Origin of the sequence: Ruegeria denitrificans (genome assembly GCF_001458295.1) — a bacterium.
GTDB lineage: Bacteria > Pseudomonadota > Alphaproteobacteria > Rhodobacterales > Rhodobacteraceae > Ruegeria > Ruegeria denitrificans.
In genome coordinates this window covers 356,235-370,920 of sequence record NZ_CYUD01000004.1, presented here as the reverse complement: position 1 = coordinate 370,920, position 14,686 = coordinate 356,235, and the positions used below count along the sequence as shown (strand labels likewise).

Here is a 14,686-nt window from a genome sequence, read left to right as displayed (position 1 = left end):
GGTGCCTGCCTCTCTCGCCGGAGTTGGCCGCGCGGGCGGAAACGGGGGCTGTCCCCGGACAAAACCTCCGGTGTTTGGGCCCGCCGCACCGGGGGGGGGCGGTTGGTTTGGTGGGGGGGGCGTGGACTGAGGGTGAAGTTTGGTTGGGGGGGCGGGCTCAGGCCACCGGGCAGGTGGGAAAAAACACCGCCCCCCCAACCCGCGCTTAAAAATAAAAAGCCCCGCCAGTGGCGGGTCTTTTGCATTTGATCGCTGTGAATCTTAAGCCAAAGCCGGCTCTTTGACTTCGCTCAGGTGCTTTTTCAGGTTGTCAGGTGAAGACACACCATAGGGGTCTTCGGGGCAGTTATCCATCAGGCCGGGTTCTTCGAACCATGCCTCGACCACGCCGTCATTGACGATGGCGGCATAACGCCACGAGCGCATGCCGAAACCCAGATTGTCCTTGTCGACCAACATACCCATCTTGCGAGTGAACTCGCCCGATCCATCCGGAATAACCTTGACGTTTTCCAGACCCTGATCCAGCGCCCATTTATTCATGACGAAGCTATCATTCACCGACATGCAATAGATGTCGTCGATGCCCTTATCCTTGAATTCAGCATAGCCGTTTTCAAAGCCGGGCAGCTGGTAGGTTGAGCAGGTGGGAGTGAACGCACCGGGCAACGAGAAAAGGATCACACGCTTGCCGGCAAAGTAATCTGCCGTAGTTTTGTCTTCCCATCGGAACGGGTTCGGGCCTTCGACGGCCTCGTCACGGACACGGGTGTGAAAGGTTACGTCAGGCAGTTGGGTACCGGATTTCATTATCAAATTCCTGTGATTCATGTGTGAACTGTCGGTGAATTAAAACAGTTCTAAATCGGCTTCAACAAATTTCTCGCCGTTTTTGTGCTTTCTGAAAAAGCTGGCAAACGAGTTGTTTTTATGTGCATATTTCGGCTTTTTGTGGTCGGAATTCTGCGCGTGCACAGTGCGCTATTATGGCAGGTATGCACGGGTGGTATAGCTCAACGCGGCAGTTTATATTATGTGCAAGCAAAGTGACCCCAAGTCAGGAAAGCCAACCGTGCGTGATCTGAAGATCCCCGAACAACGTCATCCCGAAAAGGCGCATCGTCAGGACAATGCGCAGCCGAAAAAGCCGAAGTGGATTCGCGTAAAGGCACCCGGTGGCAAGGGCTATGCTGAAACCCATAAAATCATGCGTGAGAACAATCTGGTTACTGTCTGCGAAGAGGCTGGTTGTCCCAACGTGGGCGAATGCTGGAGCCAGGGTCACGCCACCATGATGATCATGGGCGAGATCTGCACCCGTGGCTGTACCTTCTGCAATATCGCCACTGGCCGTCCGGATGATCTGGACGCGTTCGAACCCGGACGTGTGGCGCACGCCGTGCAGAAACTGGGGCTGAACCATGTGGTTATTACATCCGTGGACCGGGATGACTTGACCGACGGTGGGGCGGAGCATTTCGCGCAGACCATTCGTGCCGTACGGCACCGCTCGCCCAAGACAACGATTGAAATTCTCACCCCTGATTTCCTGAAATGCGACCCGTCGGTTCTGGAAGTTGTGGTCGAGGCCAAGCCGGACGTGTTCAACCACAACCTCGAAACCGTGCCCGGCTTGTATCTCGAAGTGCGCCCCGGCGCGCGCTATTTCCACTCGCTGCGCCTGTTGCAGCGGGTCAAGGAACTGGACCCCTCTATCTTTACCAAGTCCGGCATCATGGTCGGATTGGGTGAAGACGAACAGCAAGTCCGGCAGGTCATGGATGACATGCGCGCCGCTGACATTGATTTCCTGACCATCGGCCAATACCTGCAGCCCACACCGAAACACCATGGTGTCGACCGCTTTGTGACGCCGGAAGAATTCGCATCCTATGAAAAAGCGGCCTATGGCAAAGGCTTCTTGATGGTGTCGGCGACGCCGCTGACCCGGTCATCATACCACGCGGGCGACGATTTCGCGCGCTTGCGCGATGCACGTCAGAAGAAGTTGGAGCAAGGGTGACACCTGACACACTCGCGCGACTTACGCGCCTGCGTCACGAACTGCACCAAACCCCGGAACTTTCGGGACAAGAGGAGCAAACGGCCGTCCGGATTGCCGACGAATTGCGCGCCCGCGGTGCTGACCAAGTGTTAACAGGTATCGGCGGGCATGGAGTGGCGGGTGTGTTCGACAGCGGACAAGCCGGGCCGACCATTGCCATTCGATGCGAGCTTGACGGGCTGCCCATTCAGGAACTGTCCGACGCAGCCCATGCCTCGCGCATCTCCGGCAAGGGGCATCTGTGTGGGCATGACGGCCATATGGTGATGGTTCTGGGGGTGGCCGATCATCTGAACCAAAATCGCCCACAGCGCGGCCGGGTGGTATTGATCTTCCAACCTGCCGAGGAAACCGGGCAGGGGGCCATCGCCTATCGGGCGGACCCCAAGTTTTCCGAAATTTTGCCGGACTACGTGTTTTCCCTGCATAATCTGCCTGGGTTGGCGTTGGGGAATGTGCAGCTGTGTGAAGGCCCGGCGAATTGTGCGTCACGCGGGATGAAGGTTGTTCTGACAGGCAAAACCTCGCACGCGGCAGCGCCGCAGGATGGGATGTCACCAGCCGACGCGCTGGCGCTGCTGATGCCGCAAATGGCAGAGTTGGGGAAAGGTGGTCCTTTGGACGCCGATTTTGCGCTGACGACCGTCACGCATGCCAGTCTTGGAGAAGCAACCTTTGGCGTAGCTCCGGGCCAAGCCGAACTTTGGGTGACCCTGCGCACCGTCGCTGATGCGCGTATGTACAGTCTGATCGAGGAGGCCGAGGCGCTGGTTGCACAAGCTGCCTCGGATCAAGGGCTAGGGTTTGAGATAACCTATGAAGATGTGTTCGAAGCCTGCGTAAATGCGTCTGATGCCGTCGATATCCTGAGCCGCTCTTGCACCGAAACGGGTGTGCAGTGTGAGGTGACATCCACCCCGCAGAAATTCTCGGAAGATTTCGGACAGTTTGGCAAAGACGCCAAGGCAGCAATGCTCTGGCTGGGTTCGGGTGTGGAGCACCCACAACTCCACAACCCGGATTACGATTTCCCGGATGCTCTGATCCCGGTTGGAATCGAGATTTTTGTTGCGGCCATTCAGCAGGTACTGAGTCCGATTAATCTTCGGTAAAGCGGACCTTTCCGATGAAGGGCAAGTTGCGATTGCGCTGCGCGTAGTCGATTCCATACCCCACGACAAATTCATCGGGAATCTCGAACCCGATCCAGTCAGACCGGAAATCAACCTCGCGTCGACTGGGTTTATCCAGCAAAGCGATGGATTTCAGACGCTTCGGCATGCGGCTTTGCAGCAGATGAGTGACGTGGTTCAGCGTGTGGCCGGTATCGACGATATCTTCGACGACCAACACGTCGCGCCCTTCAATTGCGCCACGCAAGTCTTTGAGAATGCGTACTTCCCGGCTGCTTTCCATTGAATCCCCGTACGAGGATGCCTCAAGAAAATCCACCTCGATCGGCAGATCCAGCTCGCGTACAAGATCAGCGATAAAGACGAAACTGCCGCGCAGCAGGCCGACCACGACAAGTTTGTCTGTGTCTTTGTATTCGGTGCTGATTTCGCGGCACAGTTCCTCTATCCGGGCGGCGATGGCCTTGGCCGAGATCATCTCATCTATCACATATGCACGGTCGCTCATCGCTGCCCCCTTGATCTTTGGCGCGCAACATACGAAATCACGCGCCATTGTCACCAGTAAATACCGGACGCCATGCCTACTCATTCGGAAACCCGCCACCTGCCGTATACGGCGCAGCAGATGTACGACCTGATCGCGGACGTGGCGAAATACCCCGAGTTTCTGCCTTGGTGTTCCGCCGCCCGTATCCGCCGGACCTATGCGGCAGGCGAGGCGCAGGTGATGGAGGCGGACCTGATCATCTCGTTCAAAGTGTTTCGCGAAAGGTTCGGCAGCAGGGTGACGCTGTTTCCTGATCAGATGAAGATCGACACCGAATATCTGGACGGGCCGTTCAAATACATGAAATCCGATTGGCAGTTCGAAGACGCACCCGAGGGTAGCTGCAACGTATCTTTTCACGTAGATTTCGAATTCAAGAACGCCATCCTGCAAGGTATCATCGGTGTCGTCTTCAACGAGGCGATGCACCGGATCGTTCAGGCTTTCGAAGCCCGAGCTGCTGACTTGTACGGCTAGGCCTTTACCCGCGAACCGCGCAGGCTAAACTGCGCACATGAGCGACTTTTCTACAGCACTTGCCGGATTTGCTGCCGGACCCATCGAGACGACTTTGCAAACGCGAGTCGTCACGTCTCTGTCTGTATTGGACTGGATTGCTGTAGGGCGTGCCGGCGTTGATGAGCCAGTCTCAAAAACGGTGCGCGACTTGGTTTTGGGAGAACAAGGCGCCGCGCAGGCGCATCTTTTCGGCGGGGGGGCGGCCCCGCTGCGTGGAGCAGCTTTGGTGAATGGTACGGTGTCGCATGCGTTGGATTACGATGACACGCATTTTGCCCATATCGGCCACCCTTCGGTGGCGATTCTTCCCGCCGCGCTGGCGCTGAGCGAATGGGACGACCGTATTCTGGTGGATTTCCTTGAGGCCGCTTTGATTGGAATGGAAGTTTCGATCCGCGTCGGGTTATGGCTTGGCCGGGATCACTATCAGGCGGGATTTCACCAAACCGCCACGGCGGGCGCATTTGGCGCGGCTGTTGCGGCGGGGCGTATCCTTGGTTTCGACACGGATCAGATGCGGAAAACGCTTGGGTTGACGGCAACCCGTGCGGCTGGTCTCAAGACGCATTTCGGAACAATGGGCAAACCCTATAACGCGGGGCTTGCGGCCTCGGCCGGGGTCGAGGCAGCGTTGCTGATCGTTAAAGGCTTCACGCCGAACATGAACGCTTTGGAAGGTCAGTACGGGTTTGGCGCGACCCATAGCGGCGAGGCAGATGCGCAAACCGCTTTAGATGGGTTGGGGGATGAATGGCTGTTCGACAACATCAGCCACAAGTTTCACGCCTGTTGCCACGGTCTGCATGCCGCACTTGAGGCCGCGCGCGATCTGGACATCGCAGAACCCGAAGTGGCGGAGATTAAGATCAAGACCCATCCGCGTTGGATGAGTGTCTGCAACCAATTGTCTCCGAACACTGGACTTGGGGCCAAGTTTTCTTATCGGACCGTGATCGCCATGCAGGCACTTGGCTATGATACGGCGTTGCCGGATAACTATTCGGACAAGGTCAGTGCCGACGCACGATTGATTTCGCTGCGCGACCGGATCTCGGTTGAGGCCGATGAGTCGTTGTCGGAAACGCAGGCGCATCTGACCTTGCTTCGCCGCGACGGTGCGCGGCTCGGGGCGACGCATGATCTGATGGCGCCGATGACACTGGCTGATCGCGAAGATCGCGTGCGCGGTAAGGCGTCCAAACTGATCGGCGGTGAAGAGGCGGACGCGATCTGGTCGATGCTGAGCACCGGGGGCCGCGCCCGCGATCTGGCAAGTAAGTTGGCGAGTTAAACCACGCGCCAGTGCAAGGGGAAACCCGGCTCAAAAACCGTTACGGGGCCGTCCTCGGTTTCGATCTTGTCCGGGTAATCCACGGGTTCACCCTTGGTCAAGGTGATGGTGTCTTCGTTCACCGGCAAGCTATAAAACGCAGGCCCGTTCAATGAGACGAACCCTTCCAATTTGTCCAGCGCGCCTTGGGATTCGAACATCTCGGCTACCAGAGACATGGTGTTTGTTGCGGTGAAACACCCCGCACAACCGCAGGCCATTTCCTTGTTGGCGTCCGTATGCGGTGCGCTGTCGGTGCCCAGGAAATATCGTCCATCGCCCGAGGTTGCAGCGGCCAGAAGCGCCAGGCGGTGCTCTTCGCGCTTGGCAACGGGCAGGCAGTAGTAATGCGGTTTGATCCCGCCGACCAGAATGTGGTTGCGGTTGATGATCAGGTGGTGCGCCGTGATGGTCGCGCCCAGATCCGCGTCATTTGATTTCACATAGTCCACGCCGTCTTTGGTCGTGATGTGCTCCATCACCACGCGCAGGCCGGGTGTCGCCTTGCGGATCGGGTCGAGAATGCGGTCGATGAACACAGCCTCACGATCGAAGATGTCGATCTCAGCGTCGGTAACCTCACCATGGACACAAAGAGGCAGTCCGATCTCGGCCATCTTTTCCAGCACCGAGCGGACATTATCGAAGTCTTGCACACCCGAGGCCGAGTTGGTCGTGGCACCCGCCGGATATAGCTTGACCGCTTTGACCAACCCGCTGGCATGCGCTGCGGCCACGTCCTCGGCATCTGTGTCTTCGGTCAGATACAGGGTCATCAGCGGCTCGAACGACATGCCATCGGGTAGGGCAGCCATGATGCGGTCGCGATAGGAGGCGGCCTGTTCGCCGCGCACGACGGGCGGCACGAGGTTGGGCATAATAATCGCGCGGGCAAAATGACGCGCAGTTTCGGGCAGGACGGCCTGCAACATCGCGCCGTCGCGCAGGTGCAGATGCCAGTCGTCGGGGCGGCGGATCGTGATGCTATCGGTCATGGCGCATCCGCTAGCACAGCGGCCGTCTGCGGGAAAGCCCTTGTCAACGGACCCGATCGACGTAAGTCCCGGAAAGACTGCGGTCTTGACGCACGCGCATTGCCGTGACCTGTTGTGGCGAAGGAGAAAAATGACATGACGCAGCCAGATTCCATCACCGCCGTACAGACCATGTTGGGCGCACAAGGCTATGTCTGCGGGCGGGCGTTGGCCACCGTCGTGTTCCTGTCGCTGAAACTGGGTCGTCCCTTGTTTCTGGAAGGCGAGGCCGGGGTTGGTAAAACCGAGATCGCCAAGGCAATGGCGGCTGGGCTGAACCGACGCCTGATCCGTTTGCAATGTTACGAGGGGCTGGATGCGTCCTCGGCGGTGTATGAGTGGAATTTCCCGGCGCAGATGGTGGCGATCCGCACTGCAGAGGCCGCGGGTGGCGCGGATCGTGGCACCTTGCAATCCGAATTGTTCTCGGACGAGTACCTGATTGAACGCCCGCTGTTGAAAGCCATGCGCCCGGATGAGAACGGAGCGCCGGTCTTGCTTATTGACGAGCTGGACCGGACGGACGAACCCTTTGAGGCGTTTTTGCTTGAGGCGCTCAGCGACTTTCAGGTCACAATTCCCGAACTCGGCACCGTCAAAGCGCCCGAACCGCCCATCGTGATCGTAACCTCGAACCGCACGCGCGAGGTGCATGACGCACTGAAACGCCGCTGTCTGTATCACTGGGTCGATTACCCGGATTTCGAGCGCGAGATCGAAATCCTGCATGCCCGCGCGCCCGAAGCTGCCGAGGCGCTCAGCCGTGAGGTCGTCGCCTTTGTCCAGCGTCTGCGCACCGAGGATTTGTTCAAAAAACCTGGCGTGGCCGAGACCATCGACTGGGCCAAATGCCTGCTGGCGCTGGACGTGATCAACCTCAGCCCCGAGGTGATTGGCGATACGTTGGGTGCAATCCTGAAATACCAAGACGACATTCAAAAGCTGCAAGGGTCCGAGGCGAAGCGAATTCTGGATGAGGCGAAAGCGGATCTGGAACCGGCCTGATGGCAGAGCAACTGCCGCTTGATATTCCTGACGACCCGAAGCTGGCGCAGAATATCACTCATTTTGCGCGGGCTTTGCGCAAGGCCGGGTTGCCAATTGGGACGGGGCGGGTGGTTGACGCAATCCGGGCCGTTCAGGCCGCTGGGTTCACTGAGAAACAGGATTTCTACTGGACCCTGCACGCCTGTTTCGTGAACCGCCCAGAACATCGCACGGTTTTTGCGCAGGTCTTTCGGCTGTATTGGCGCGATCCGCGGTATCTGGAGCACATGATGTCGATGATGCTGCCCGCCATCCGTGGCGTGCAGGAAGACCGCAAAGCAGACGCCGCCGAAAAACGCGCGGCTGAGGCGTTGCTGGATGGGGTCGAACGGGACTTGCCGGACGCCTCCGAGGAAGAAGGCGAAACCGAGCTGGAGATCGACGCGTCACAAACAACGTCAACCGAGGAACGGCTGCGCAGTCTGGATTTCGAACAGATGAGTACGGCCGAGATCGCACAGGCGAAACGCATGCTGGCACGGCTAACATTGCCGGTGAAACCCATCGAGTCCCGCCGTGGGCAGGCCAGTCATCTTGGACATCGGATTGACCGTGCCCGGACCTTGCGAGCGGCCATGCGTCAGGGCGGAGAGCTGCGCGATATCGCCCGCCTCAAACCTAAGCCGCGTTGGCCCAACCTTGTGGTGCTGTGTGATATCTCGGGGTCGATGAGCCAATACAGCCGGATTATCCTGCATTTCCTGCACTCGGTCTCGAATGCTAAGGGGGCAGGTTGGGCCAAGGTGCATGCCTTTACCTTTGGCACTCGCCTAACCAATATCACCCGCCATTTGCAGCAACGCGATGTAGACGCTGCACTCGCCGCCGCCGGAGCCGAAGCGCAGGACTGGGAGGGCGGCACCCGGATCGGAGAATGCCTGCACGCGTTCAACCGCGACTGGTCGCGCCGGGTCATGGGGCAGGGTGCGGTGGTTCTGCTGATCTCGGACGGGCTGGATCGCGGAGATCCCGACGCTTTGGGGCAAGAGATGGAGCGTTTGAACCTGTCGGCGCGTCGCTTGATCTGGCTAAACCCTTTGCTGCGTTGGGATGGGTTCGCGCCCAAGGCGCAGGGTGTTGCCGCCATGTTGCCGCATGTGGACAGTTTTCGCGCGGGTCACTCGATAGCATCATTAGAGGACCTGGCGGCCGTCATTTCGAAACCCGGCGACATGGGTGAGAAAGCGCGGTTGATGACCGCGCTTTCGGGCTGAACCTTAACCCAGCTGTTCCTCGTTACACTTGCGCGCCATTTCCATGGCCTTGTAGGTGCCAGTCAGATCGACGGTGAAGGCGAATTCCTTTTCCGGGAAAACGACCATGACCTTTTGTTTGGCGATATCATCGGCGAACTGAGGGTCATCGGACAGAACGTAACCACCGGAATAGCCCTTGGTGATGTTCCCCTTCATACCTGTCGCTTCGCCCAGATAAATGTTATCACCCAGCAGAATTGCCACAGCCTCTTTCTCGCCGCGCTTGATATCAGTCTTGGCCTTGGTGAAGACGCCAACATATCCAACGCCGCGGTCTTCGGTCAGCCCCATCTGAACTACGTTTTCTGAGCTATCCACGGCTTCGATCAGGCAAGATTTCTTTTCCTGATCAACGAAGACTTTCCATCCTTCGACCTCGCCAAACCGCAGGAATGTATCTGCGCTGACCGCAGTCGAGGCCAGCAGGGCAAGTGCAGTTCCGAGTGTAAAAATGCGTTTCAAGTTTCTGGCTCCTTTGTGAAAATAAAATATGCGCATACCGGAATGCACCAGATGCGCGTGTAAGCTAGAATCAGGTTCCGAGACAATCAATCCTTTGCGTAAACGGCGGAAATCCGGGCCAATTCGTGCCGAAGGAAGCGTTTGCTGGATCGCCACGCGCAGTTGATGATCGCGGTTCCTTTTCAATTCGCGAAACCTGCTTATGTTGGATCAGAACGCTCGTGGAGGGTGCAATGGAAAGATTCGACAACAGCCCGGAAACGGCCTTGCACTGGTATGGCGAAGGGCAACCTACAGCGCTGGCCACGGTGGTGGAAACCTGGGGCAGTGCCCCGCGCCGGGTTGGTGCGCAGCTAGTGATCGGTGGGGACGGTCGGATCGAAGGGTCCGTCTCGGGCGGCTGTGTCGAAGGCGCGGTGGTGGTCGAAGCGCTTGAGGCGATCGAGGAAGGTGAAGCGCGCCTGTTGGAATTTGGCGTCAGTGACGACGATGCCTTTGCCGTTGGGTTGGCCTGTGGCGGAACAATCCGGGTACTGGTCGAGCCGGTGGGCAAGGTACTGCCCGAACCCATGCTGCGCGAGCTGATCGAGGCCCGCGCCCGGCGCGAACCCATGGCCTATGAGGTGAACATCGAAACCGGGCATCGGGCCTTGCGCCGGAACGCTTATGCAGACCGGCTGCGTATGGACCGCTCGGGGTTTGAAGAAGACGGCCAGACTTTTGTGGCGGTCCATAACCCTCCTCTGCGATTGATCATTGTTGGTGCCGTCCACATTGCGCAGGCACTGGTGCCGATGGCGCGGATTGCTGGCTATGATCCGGCCATCATTGATCCTCGCGATGCCTTCGCCTCGAGTGCGCGGTTTCCGGGTGAGACGATCCTGACCGATTGGCCCGACGAAGCGGTCGCCAAATTGGGGTTGGATGCACGCACGGCGGTGGTTCTGCTGACGCACGATCCCAAGCTGGACGACCCGGCCTTACAATCGGCGTTGCAGGCAGGGGTGTTTTATATTGGCGCTCTGGGCTCGACCCGGACTCATGCCAAACGGGTGGCGCGGATGAAAGAGGCTGGCTTTAACGACGCACAGATCGCCCGCATTCATGGCCCCATCGGGTTGGATATCGGTGCAGCGGGACCTTCAGAAATCGCTGTGGCCATTCTGGCGCAAATGACTGCTGTATTGCGAGGCAAAGCGTGAAATTCGGTCCCGTTCCCGTTGACCAGTCTGCTGGAGCTATACTGGCGCATTCCGTGCAGGTTCAGGGCGCCAAGCTACGCAAGGGAATCGTCCTGACACCCGAACATCACGAACAATTAGCATCTGTCGGGATGCAGACCATCACCGTCGCACGGTTAGAGCCCGGAGATTGCCATGAGGACAAGGCCGCAGAGATGCTGGCCGATGCTCTGGCGCCTGATCCGCAGGCCGCTGCGCTTCGAGTGACGCAGCCGTTCACCGGACGCGTGAACCTGTTGGCAGATGGGCCGGGTGTTGCGGTTCTGGACGTCGTAGCACTAGAGGCGTTCAATCTGGTCAACCCGATGATCACAGTCGCCACCGTGCCGCAACATCAGCAGATGGGCACCGGTGGCATGGTCGCGACGATCAAGGTCATTTCCTACGCAGTCCCCAACGCCGATGTTCTTGAGGTCGCTCGGCTGGCGCATGGCGCTATTCGTCTTGCCACTCCGGTCTACCAAAATGCGGGACTGGTGGTGACCGACATTCCCGGCGGGCCTTCAAATGAAAAAGGCATCGCCGCAATCCGGGGCAGAGTCGAGGCGCTGGGGATGGAGATGACGGATATTCGCATCGTACCTCACCAAACGGATTCGATTGCGCAAGCTATTACCGAGATACAGGGCGACGTGGCGATGATTCTGACAGGATCGGCCACCTCGGACGTCGCGGACGTCGCCCCTCAGGCTTTGCGCGCTGCGGGTGGGCAGGTGGATCGGTTCGGCATGCCCGTCGATCCGGGTAATCTGTTGTTTCTTGGTTCGCTTGGGTCGCGACCGGTAATTGGTTTGCCTGGATGTGCGCGATCCCCGGCGCTAAACGGTGCCGATTGGGTGCTGTCGCGTGTTGCTTGCGGGATCGAAACGACTGGTGCGGATATTGCCGGTATGGGTGTTGGCGGGCTGCTCAAAGAGATCCCGACGCGACCGCAACCAAGGGCATCGCGGCGATAATTTGCCTTTCTGAGTCAACGCAATACTTATGAAGGCTACCCAAATGACCTCCTGGGCAAATCCCTAAATATTTTTGTTCTCAAACAAAAACTCCCGTGTTTAACTCGGGCTAGGGAGAGTTTCATTTTAGGAGGAGCGAATGACACAGGTCTCAATGACCGTGAACGGAAAATCCGTGAGCGGTGATGTCGAGGGCCGGACCTTGCTGTCCAGTTTTCTGCGCGATCATCTGTCACTGACCGGAACGCATGTCGGATGCGACACCGCGCAATGCGGTGCGTGTGTGGTCCACGTGAATGGCGAGGCGGTGAAGTCCTGCAACATGCTGGCGCTTGAGGCTGATGGGGCCGATGTTGGCACGATCGAGGGCCAGGCCAATGACGATGGTTCGCTGAACGTCATACAGCAGGCCTTTCAGGATCATCACGGTCTGCAATGTGGGTTCTGTACGCCTGGCATGGTGATGAGCACGGCGGCTTTGCTGAAAGACAATCCGCGTCCGACCGAGGCTGAAGTCCGCAAATATCTGGAAGGCAATCTGTGTCGCTGCACCGGGTACCACAATATCGTCAAGGCGATCATGGCCGCGTCCGGCCAAGACGTCAGCAGCATCGCTGCCGAATAATGCCACTGCGGGCGTAAGAGGAGACGCCCGTGGGATGACAAAAGGGTGCACAAGCACCCGATTATGGGAGGAGAACAAGCAATGCCCAAAGACAGTGGCATCGGAGCCAGTTCCAAGCGGCGCGAAGACGTACGCTTTCTGACCGGAGCGGGCAATTACACCGACGATATCAATGCGGCCGGACAGGCCTATGTTTATTTTCTGCGCTCGGACATCGCGCATGGACGGATCAACAGCGTCGATACTTCGGCCGCCGAGGGCATGCCCGGCGTGGTCAAGGTTTTCACCGGTAAGGATTTCGAAGGCGTTGGTGGAATGCCCTGCGGATGGGAAGTGACCGACAAGCACGGCGCACCCATGCAGGAACCGCCGCACCCAATTCTGGCGCAAGGCAAGGTGCGCCATGTGGGCGACCCGATTGCGGCGGTTGTGGCCGATAGTCTTGAACAAGCCCGCGATGCAGCAGAAGCGATTGACCTCGATATCGAGGAACTGCCCGCTGTCATGGATATGAAAGCTGCTGCGCAGGATGGCGCGACGCTGGTTCATGACGATCTGAAAAACAACATCTGCTATGACTGGCAGTTGGGTGAGGCCGACGACGCCAAGGTTAATGAGGTCTTTGCAAATGCGGCGCATGTGACGACGCTGGATTTGGTAAACAACCGTCTGGTCGCCAATCCGATGGAACCGCGTGTGGCTGTGGCCGAATACAATCGGGGCACCGAGGAGTACACGCTGTACACCACATCGCAAAACCCGCACGTCATCCGGTTGCTGATGTGCGCGTTTGTTCTGGGCCTGCCCGAGCACAAGGTCCGCGTGGTAGCCCCGGATGTGGGCGGTGGCTTTGGCACCAAGATCTTCCACTATGCCGAAGAGGCGTTCTGTACCTTTGCCGCCAAAGCCTGCAATCGCCCGGTCAAATGGTCGGCCAGCCGGTCCGAGGCGTTCATGTCGGACGCTCATGGCCGCGATCACGTCAGTAAAATCGAACTGGCACTGGATGCGGACAACAACTTTGTCGGTCTGCGGACCAACACTTACGCCAATCTTGGTGCGTATCTGTCGACGTTTTCCAGCTCGGTTCCGACCTGGCTGCATGGCACGCTGATGGCGGGTAACTATACGACGCCGGTCATTCAGGTGAACGTAAAGGCGATGTTCACCAACACAGTGCCGGTGGATGCCTATCGCGGTGCGGGCCGCCCCGAGGCGACCTATCAGATAGAGCGCGTCGTTGACAAAGCCGCGCGCGAATTGGGTGTCGATCCAATTGCCCTGCGCCGTCAGAACTTTGTCACCCAGTTCCCATATGACACGCCGGTGGCGTTGACCTATGACACCGGGGATTACAACGGGACCATGGACAAGCTTGAAACCGCCGCCGACTTGGCAGGCTTTGCCGCGCGCCGTGCGGAAAGCGAGGCCAGCGGCAAGCTACGTGGTCTGGGTATCAACTGCTACATCGAAGCCTGCGGTATCGCGCCTTCGAACATCGTTGGCATGCTTGGGGCTCGTGCGGGTCTTTATGATGCGGCGACTGTGCGGGTAAATGCCACCGGCTCGATCAGCGTCATGGTCGGTGCACACAGCCACGGTCAGGGGCATGAGACCGCTTTCCCGCAGGTTGTGGCCGACATGATCGGTATCGACGAGTCGATGGTTGAGATCGTGCATGGCGATACATCCAAGATCCCGTTTGGTATGGGCACCTATGGCTCGCGCTCGCTTGCGGTTTGTGGCTCTGCCATGGTCAAGGCGACCGAGAAGGTGATCGAAAAGGCCAAGAAGATCGCAGCACATCTTTTGGAAGCGTCAGAGGCCGATATCGAGTTGAAGGACGGTCAGTTCAGCGTCGCAGGTACCGACAAGTCGGTGGCTTGGGGCGATGTGACCCTAACGGCCTATGTCCCACACAACTATCCGCTGGAGGTTGAGCCGGGGCTGGAGGAGACGGCGTTTTATGACCCGGCCAACTTTACCTTTCCCGCAGGGGCCTATGCCTGTGAGGTCGAGGTCGATCCCGAAACCGGACAGGTTAGCATCGAAAAGTTCACTGCGGCGGACGATTTTGGCAATATCGTCAACCCGATGATTGTGGATGGTCAGGTGCATGGCGGTATCGGTCAGGGCATCGGTCAGGCGCTTCTGGAGAACTGCGCCTATGACGAAAACGGCCAACTGCTGAGCGCCTCCTTTATGGATTACGCGATGCCCCGTGCCGATGATGTGCCCTTCTACGGTGTTGACCATTCCAGCCAGACGCCCTGCACGCATAACCCGCTGGGTGTGAAAGGCTGTGGTGAGGCCGGCGCGATAGGCTCGCCGCCAGCCGTGGTTAATGCGGTGCTGGATGCGCTGAATTCGGGTGGCAAGGCGGTGGATCACATCGACATGCCGGTTAGTCCGTCGCGTGTCTGGGCGGCCATGAACAGCTGAGTTGAGAGGGTGGACCGGGGGGCGGC

At 58.5% G+C, this 14,686-nt stretch carries 14 protein-coding genes; 10 read left to right on the top strand and 4 right to left on the bottom strand.

Translation table 11 applies throughout. The annotated features are described in order from the left end of the window. Positions 1-261: 261 nt before the first annotated feature. Positions 262-810: a peroxiredoxin gene (locus RUE5091_RS08480; protein ID WP_058281444.1), complete on the bottom strand. Its 549-nt coding sequence runs from the start codon at positions 808-810 to the stop codon at positions 262-264. Between the two features lie 262 nt (positions 811-1,072). Between RUE5091_RS08480 and lipA the strand changes: the two genes are divergently transcribed. Together lipA and RUE5091_RS08470 are read left to right on the top strand one after the other, a co-directional pair. Further along, a complete protein-coding gene (gene lipA, locus RUE5091_RS08475) occupies positions 1,073-2,023 on the top strand; it encodes a lipoyl synthase (RefSeq protein WP_058281486.1) in 951 nt (316 codons plus the stop codon). Further along, positions 2,020-3,177: an amidohydrolase gene (locus RUE5091_RS08470; protein ID WP_058281443.1), complete on the top strand. Its 1,158-nt coding sequence runs from the start codon at positions 2,020-2,022 to the stop codon at positions 3,175-3,177. The genes lipA and RUE5091_RS08470 overlap by 4 nt, the downstream gene beginning before the upstream one ends. Here the strand turns inward: RUE5091_RS08470 and hpt are convergent. After that, positions 3,164-3,706 carry a hypoxanthine phosphoribosyltransferase gene (hpt, locus tag RUE5091_RS08465; RefSeq protein ID WP_058281442.1) on the bottom strand — a complete coding sequence of 181 codons (543 nt, stop codon included), beginning with the start codon at positions 3,704-3,706 and terminating at the stop codon, positions 3,164-3,166. The two genes, RUE5091_RS08470 and hpt, sit on opposite strands and share 14 nt — an antisense overlap. Positions 3,707-3,778: 72 nt before the next feature. Here hpt and RUE5091_RS08460 point away from each other — a divergent pair, with 72 nt between their 5' ends. Next, on the top strand, positions 3,779-4,225 hold the full coding sequence (locus tag RUE5091_RS08460; RefSeq protein WP_058281441.1) for a type II toxin-antitoxin system RatA family toxin: 447 nt from the start codon (positions 3,779-3,781) through the stop codon (positions 4,223-4,225). Between the two features lie 37 nt (positions 4,226-4,262). Then, entirely contained in the window at positions 4,263-5,558 is a 1,296-nt protein-coding gene (locus tag RUE5091_RS08455; RefSeq protein ID WP_058281440.1) for an MmgE/PrpD family protein, read from the top strand. Here the strand turns inward: RUE5091_RS08455 and pyrC are convergent. Further along, positions 5,555-6,592, bottom strand: coding sequence for a dihydroorotase (pyrC, locus tag RUE5091_RS08450; protein ID WP_058281439.1), 1,038 nt, complete (start codon positions 6,590-6,592; stop codon positions 5,555-5,557). The two genes, RUE5091_RS08455 and pyrC, sit on opposite strands and share 4 nt — an antisense overlap. Positions 6,593-6,727: 135 nt before the next feature. Between pyrC and RUE5091_RS08445 the strand changes: the two genes are divergently transcribed. Together RUE5091_RS08445 and RUE5091_RS08440 are read left to right on the top strand one after the other, a co-directional pair. Then, positions 6,728-7,636: an AAA family ATPase gene (locus RUE5091_RS08445; protein WP_058281485.1), complete on the top strand. Its 909-nt coding sequence runs from the start codon at positions 6,728-6,730 to the stop codon at positions 7,634-7,636. Beyond that, positions 7,636-8,892: a vWA domain-containing protein gene (locus RUE5091_RS08440; protein WP_058281438.1), complete on the top strand. Its 1,257-nt coding sequence runs from the start codon at positions 7,636-7,638 to the stop codon at positions 8,890-8,892. The genes RUE5091_RS08445 and RUE5091_RS08440 overlap by 1 nt, the downstream gene beginning before the upstream one ends. 3 nt (positions 8,893-8,895) lie before the next feature. Here the strand turns inward: RUE5091_RS08440 and RUE5091_RS08435 are convergent, their stop codons facing one another. Further along, positions 8,896-9,396: a hypothetical protein gene (locus RUE5091_RS08435; protein ID WP_082643586.1), complete on the bottom strand. Its 501-nt coding sequence runs from the start codon at positions 9,394-9,396 to the stop codon at positions 8,896-8,898. Positions 9,397-9,629: 233 nt separating this feature from the next. Between RUE5091_RS08435 and RUE5091_RS08430 the strand changes: the two genes are divergently transcribed. The 4 genes from RUE5091_RS08430 to RUE5091_RS08415 all read left to right on the top strand — a co-directional run bounded on the left by RUE5091_RS08430 (position 9,630) and on the right by RUE5091_RS08415 (position 14,660). Then, the gene (locus tag RUE5091_RS08430; RefSeq protein ID WP_058281483.1) at positions 9,630-10,598 is read left to right on the top strand and encodes an XdhC family protein; all 969 of its coding nucleotides are present in this window, start codon (positions 9,630-9,632) and stop codon (positions 10,596-10,598) included. Next, on the top strand, positions 10,595-11,593 hold the full coding sequence (locus RUE5091_RS08425) for a molybdopterin-binding protein (protein WP_058281437.1): 999 nt from the start codon (positions 10,595-10,597) through the stop codon (positions 11,591-11,593). The genes RUE5091_RS08430 and RUE5091_RS08425 overlap by 4 nt, the downstream gene beginning before the upstream one ends. Before the next feature lie 139 nt (positions 11,594-11,732). Further along, complete coding sequence (locus RUE5091_RS08420; protein WP_058281436.1) at positions 11,733-12,218, top strand: (2Fe-2S)-binding protein; 486 nt, start codon at positions 11,733-11,735, stop codon at positions 12,216-12,218. 81 nt (positions 12,219-12,299) lie between these two features. After that, positions 12,300-14,660 carry a xanthine dehydrogenase family protein molybdopterin-binding subunit gene (locus RUE5091_RS08415; RefSeq protein ID WP_058281435.1) on the top strand — a complete coding sequence of 787 codons (2,361 nt, stop codon included), beginning with the start codon at positions 12,300-12,302 and terminating at the stop codon, positions 14,658-14,660. Positions 14,661-14,686: the final 26 nt, after the last annotated feature.

Coding starts and splice junctions, on each gene's coding strand:
- RUE5091_RS08480 (WP_058281444.1), bottom strand. CDS start 810: ATGAAATCCGGTACCCAACTGCCTGACGTAACCTTTCACACCCGTGTC.
- hpt (WP_058281442.1), bottom strand. CDS start 3,706: ATGAGCGACCGTGCATATGTGATAGATGAGATGATCTCGGCCAAGGCC.
- RUE5091_RS08460 (WP_058281441.1), top strand. CDS start 3,779: ATGCCTACTCATTCGGAAACCCGCCACCTGCCGTATACGGCGCAGCAG.
- RUE5091_RS08455 (WP_058281440.1), top strand. CDS start 4,263: ATGAGCGACTTTTCTACAGCACTTGCCGGATTTGCTGCCGGACCCATC.
- pyrC (WP_058281439.1), bottom strand. CDS start 6,592: ATGACCGATAGCATCACGATCCGCCGCCCCGACGACTGGCATCTGCAC.
- RUE5091_RS08445 (WP_058281485.1), top strand. CDS start 6,728: ATGACGCAGCCAGATTCCATCACCGCCGTACAGACCATGTTGGGCGCA.
- RUE5091_RS08440 (WP_058281438.1), top strand. CDS start 7,636: ATGGCAGAGCAACTGCCGCTTGATATTCCTGACGACCCGAAGCTGGCG.
- RUE5091_RS08430 (WP_058281483.1), top strand. CDS start 9,630: ATGGAAAGATTCGACAACAGCCCGGAAACGGCCTTGCACTGGTATGGC.
- RUE5091_RS08420 (WP_058281436.1), top strand. CDS start 11,733: ATGACACAGGTCTCAATGACCGTGAACGGAAAATCCGTGAGCGGTGAT.
- RUE5091_RS08415 (WP_058281435.1), top strand. CDS start 12,300: ATGCCCAAAGACAGTGGCATCGGAGCCAGTTCCAAGCGGCGCGAAGAC.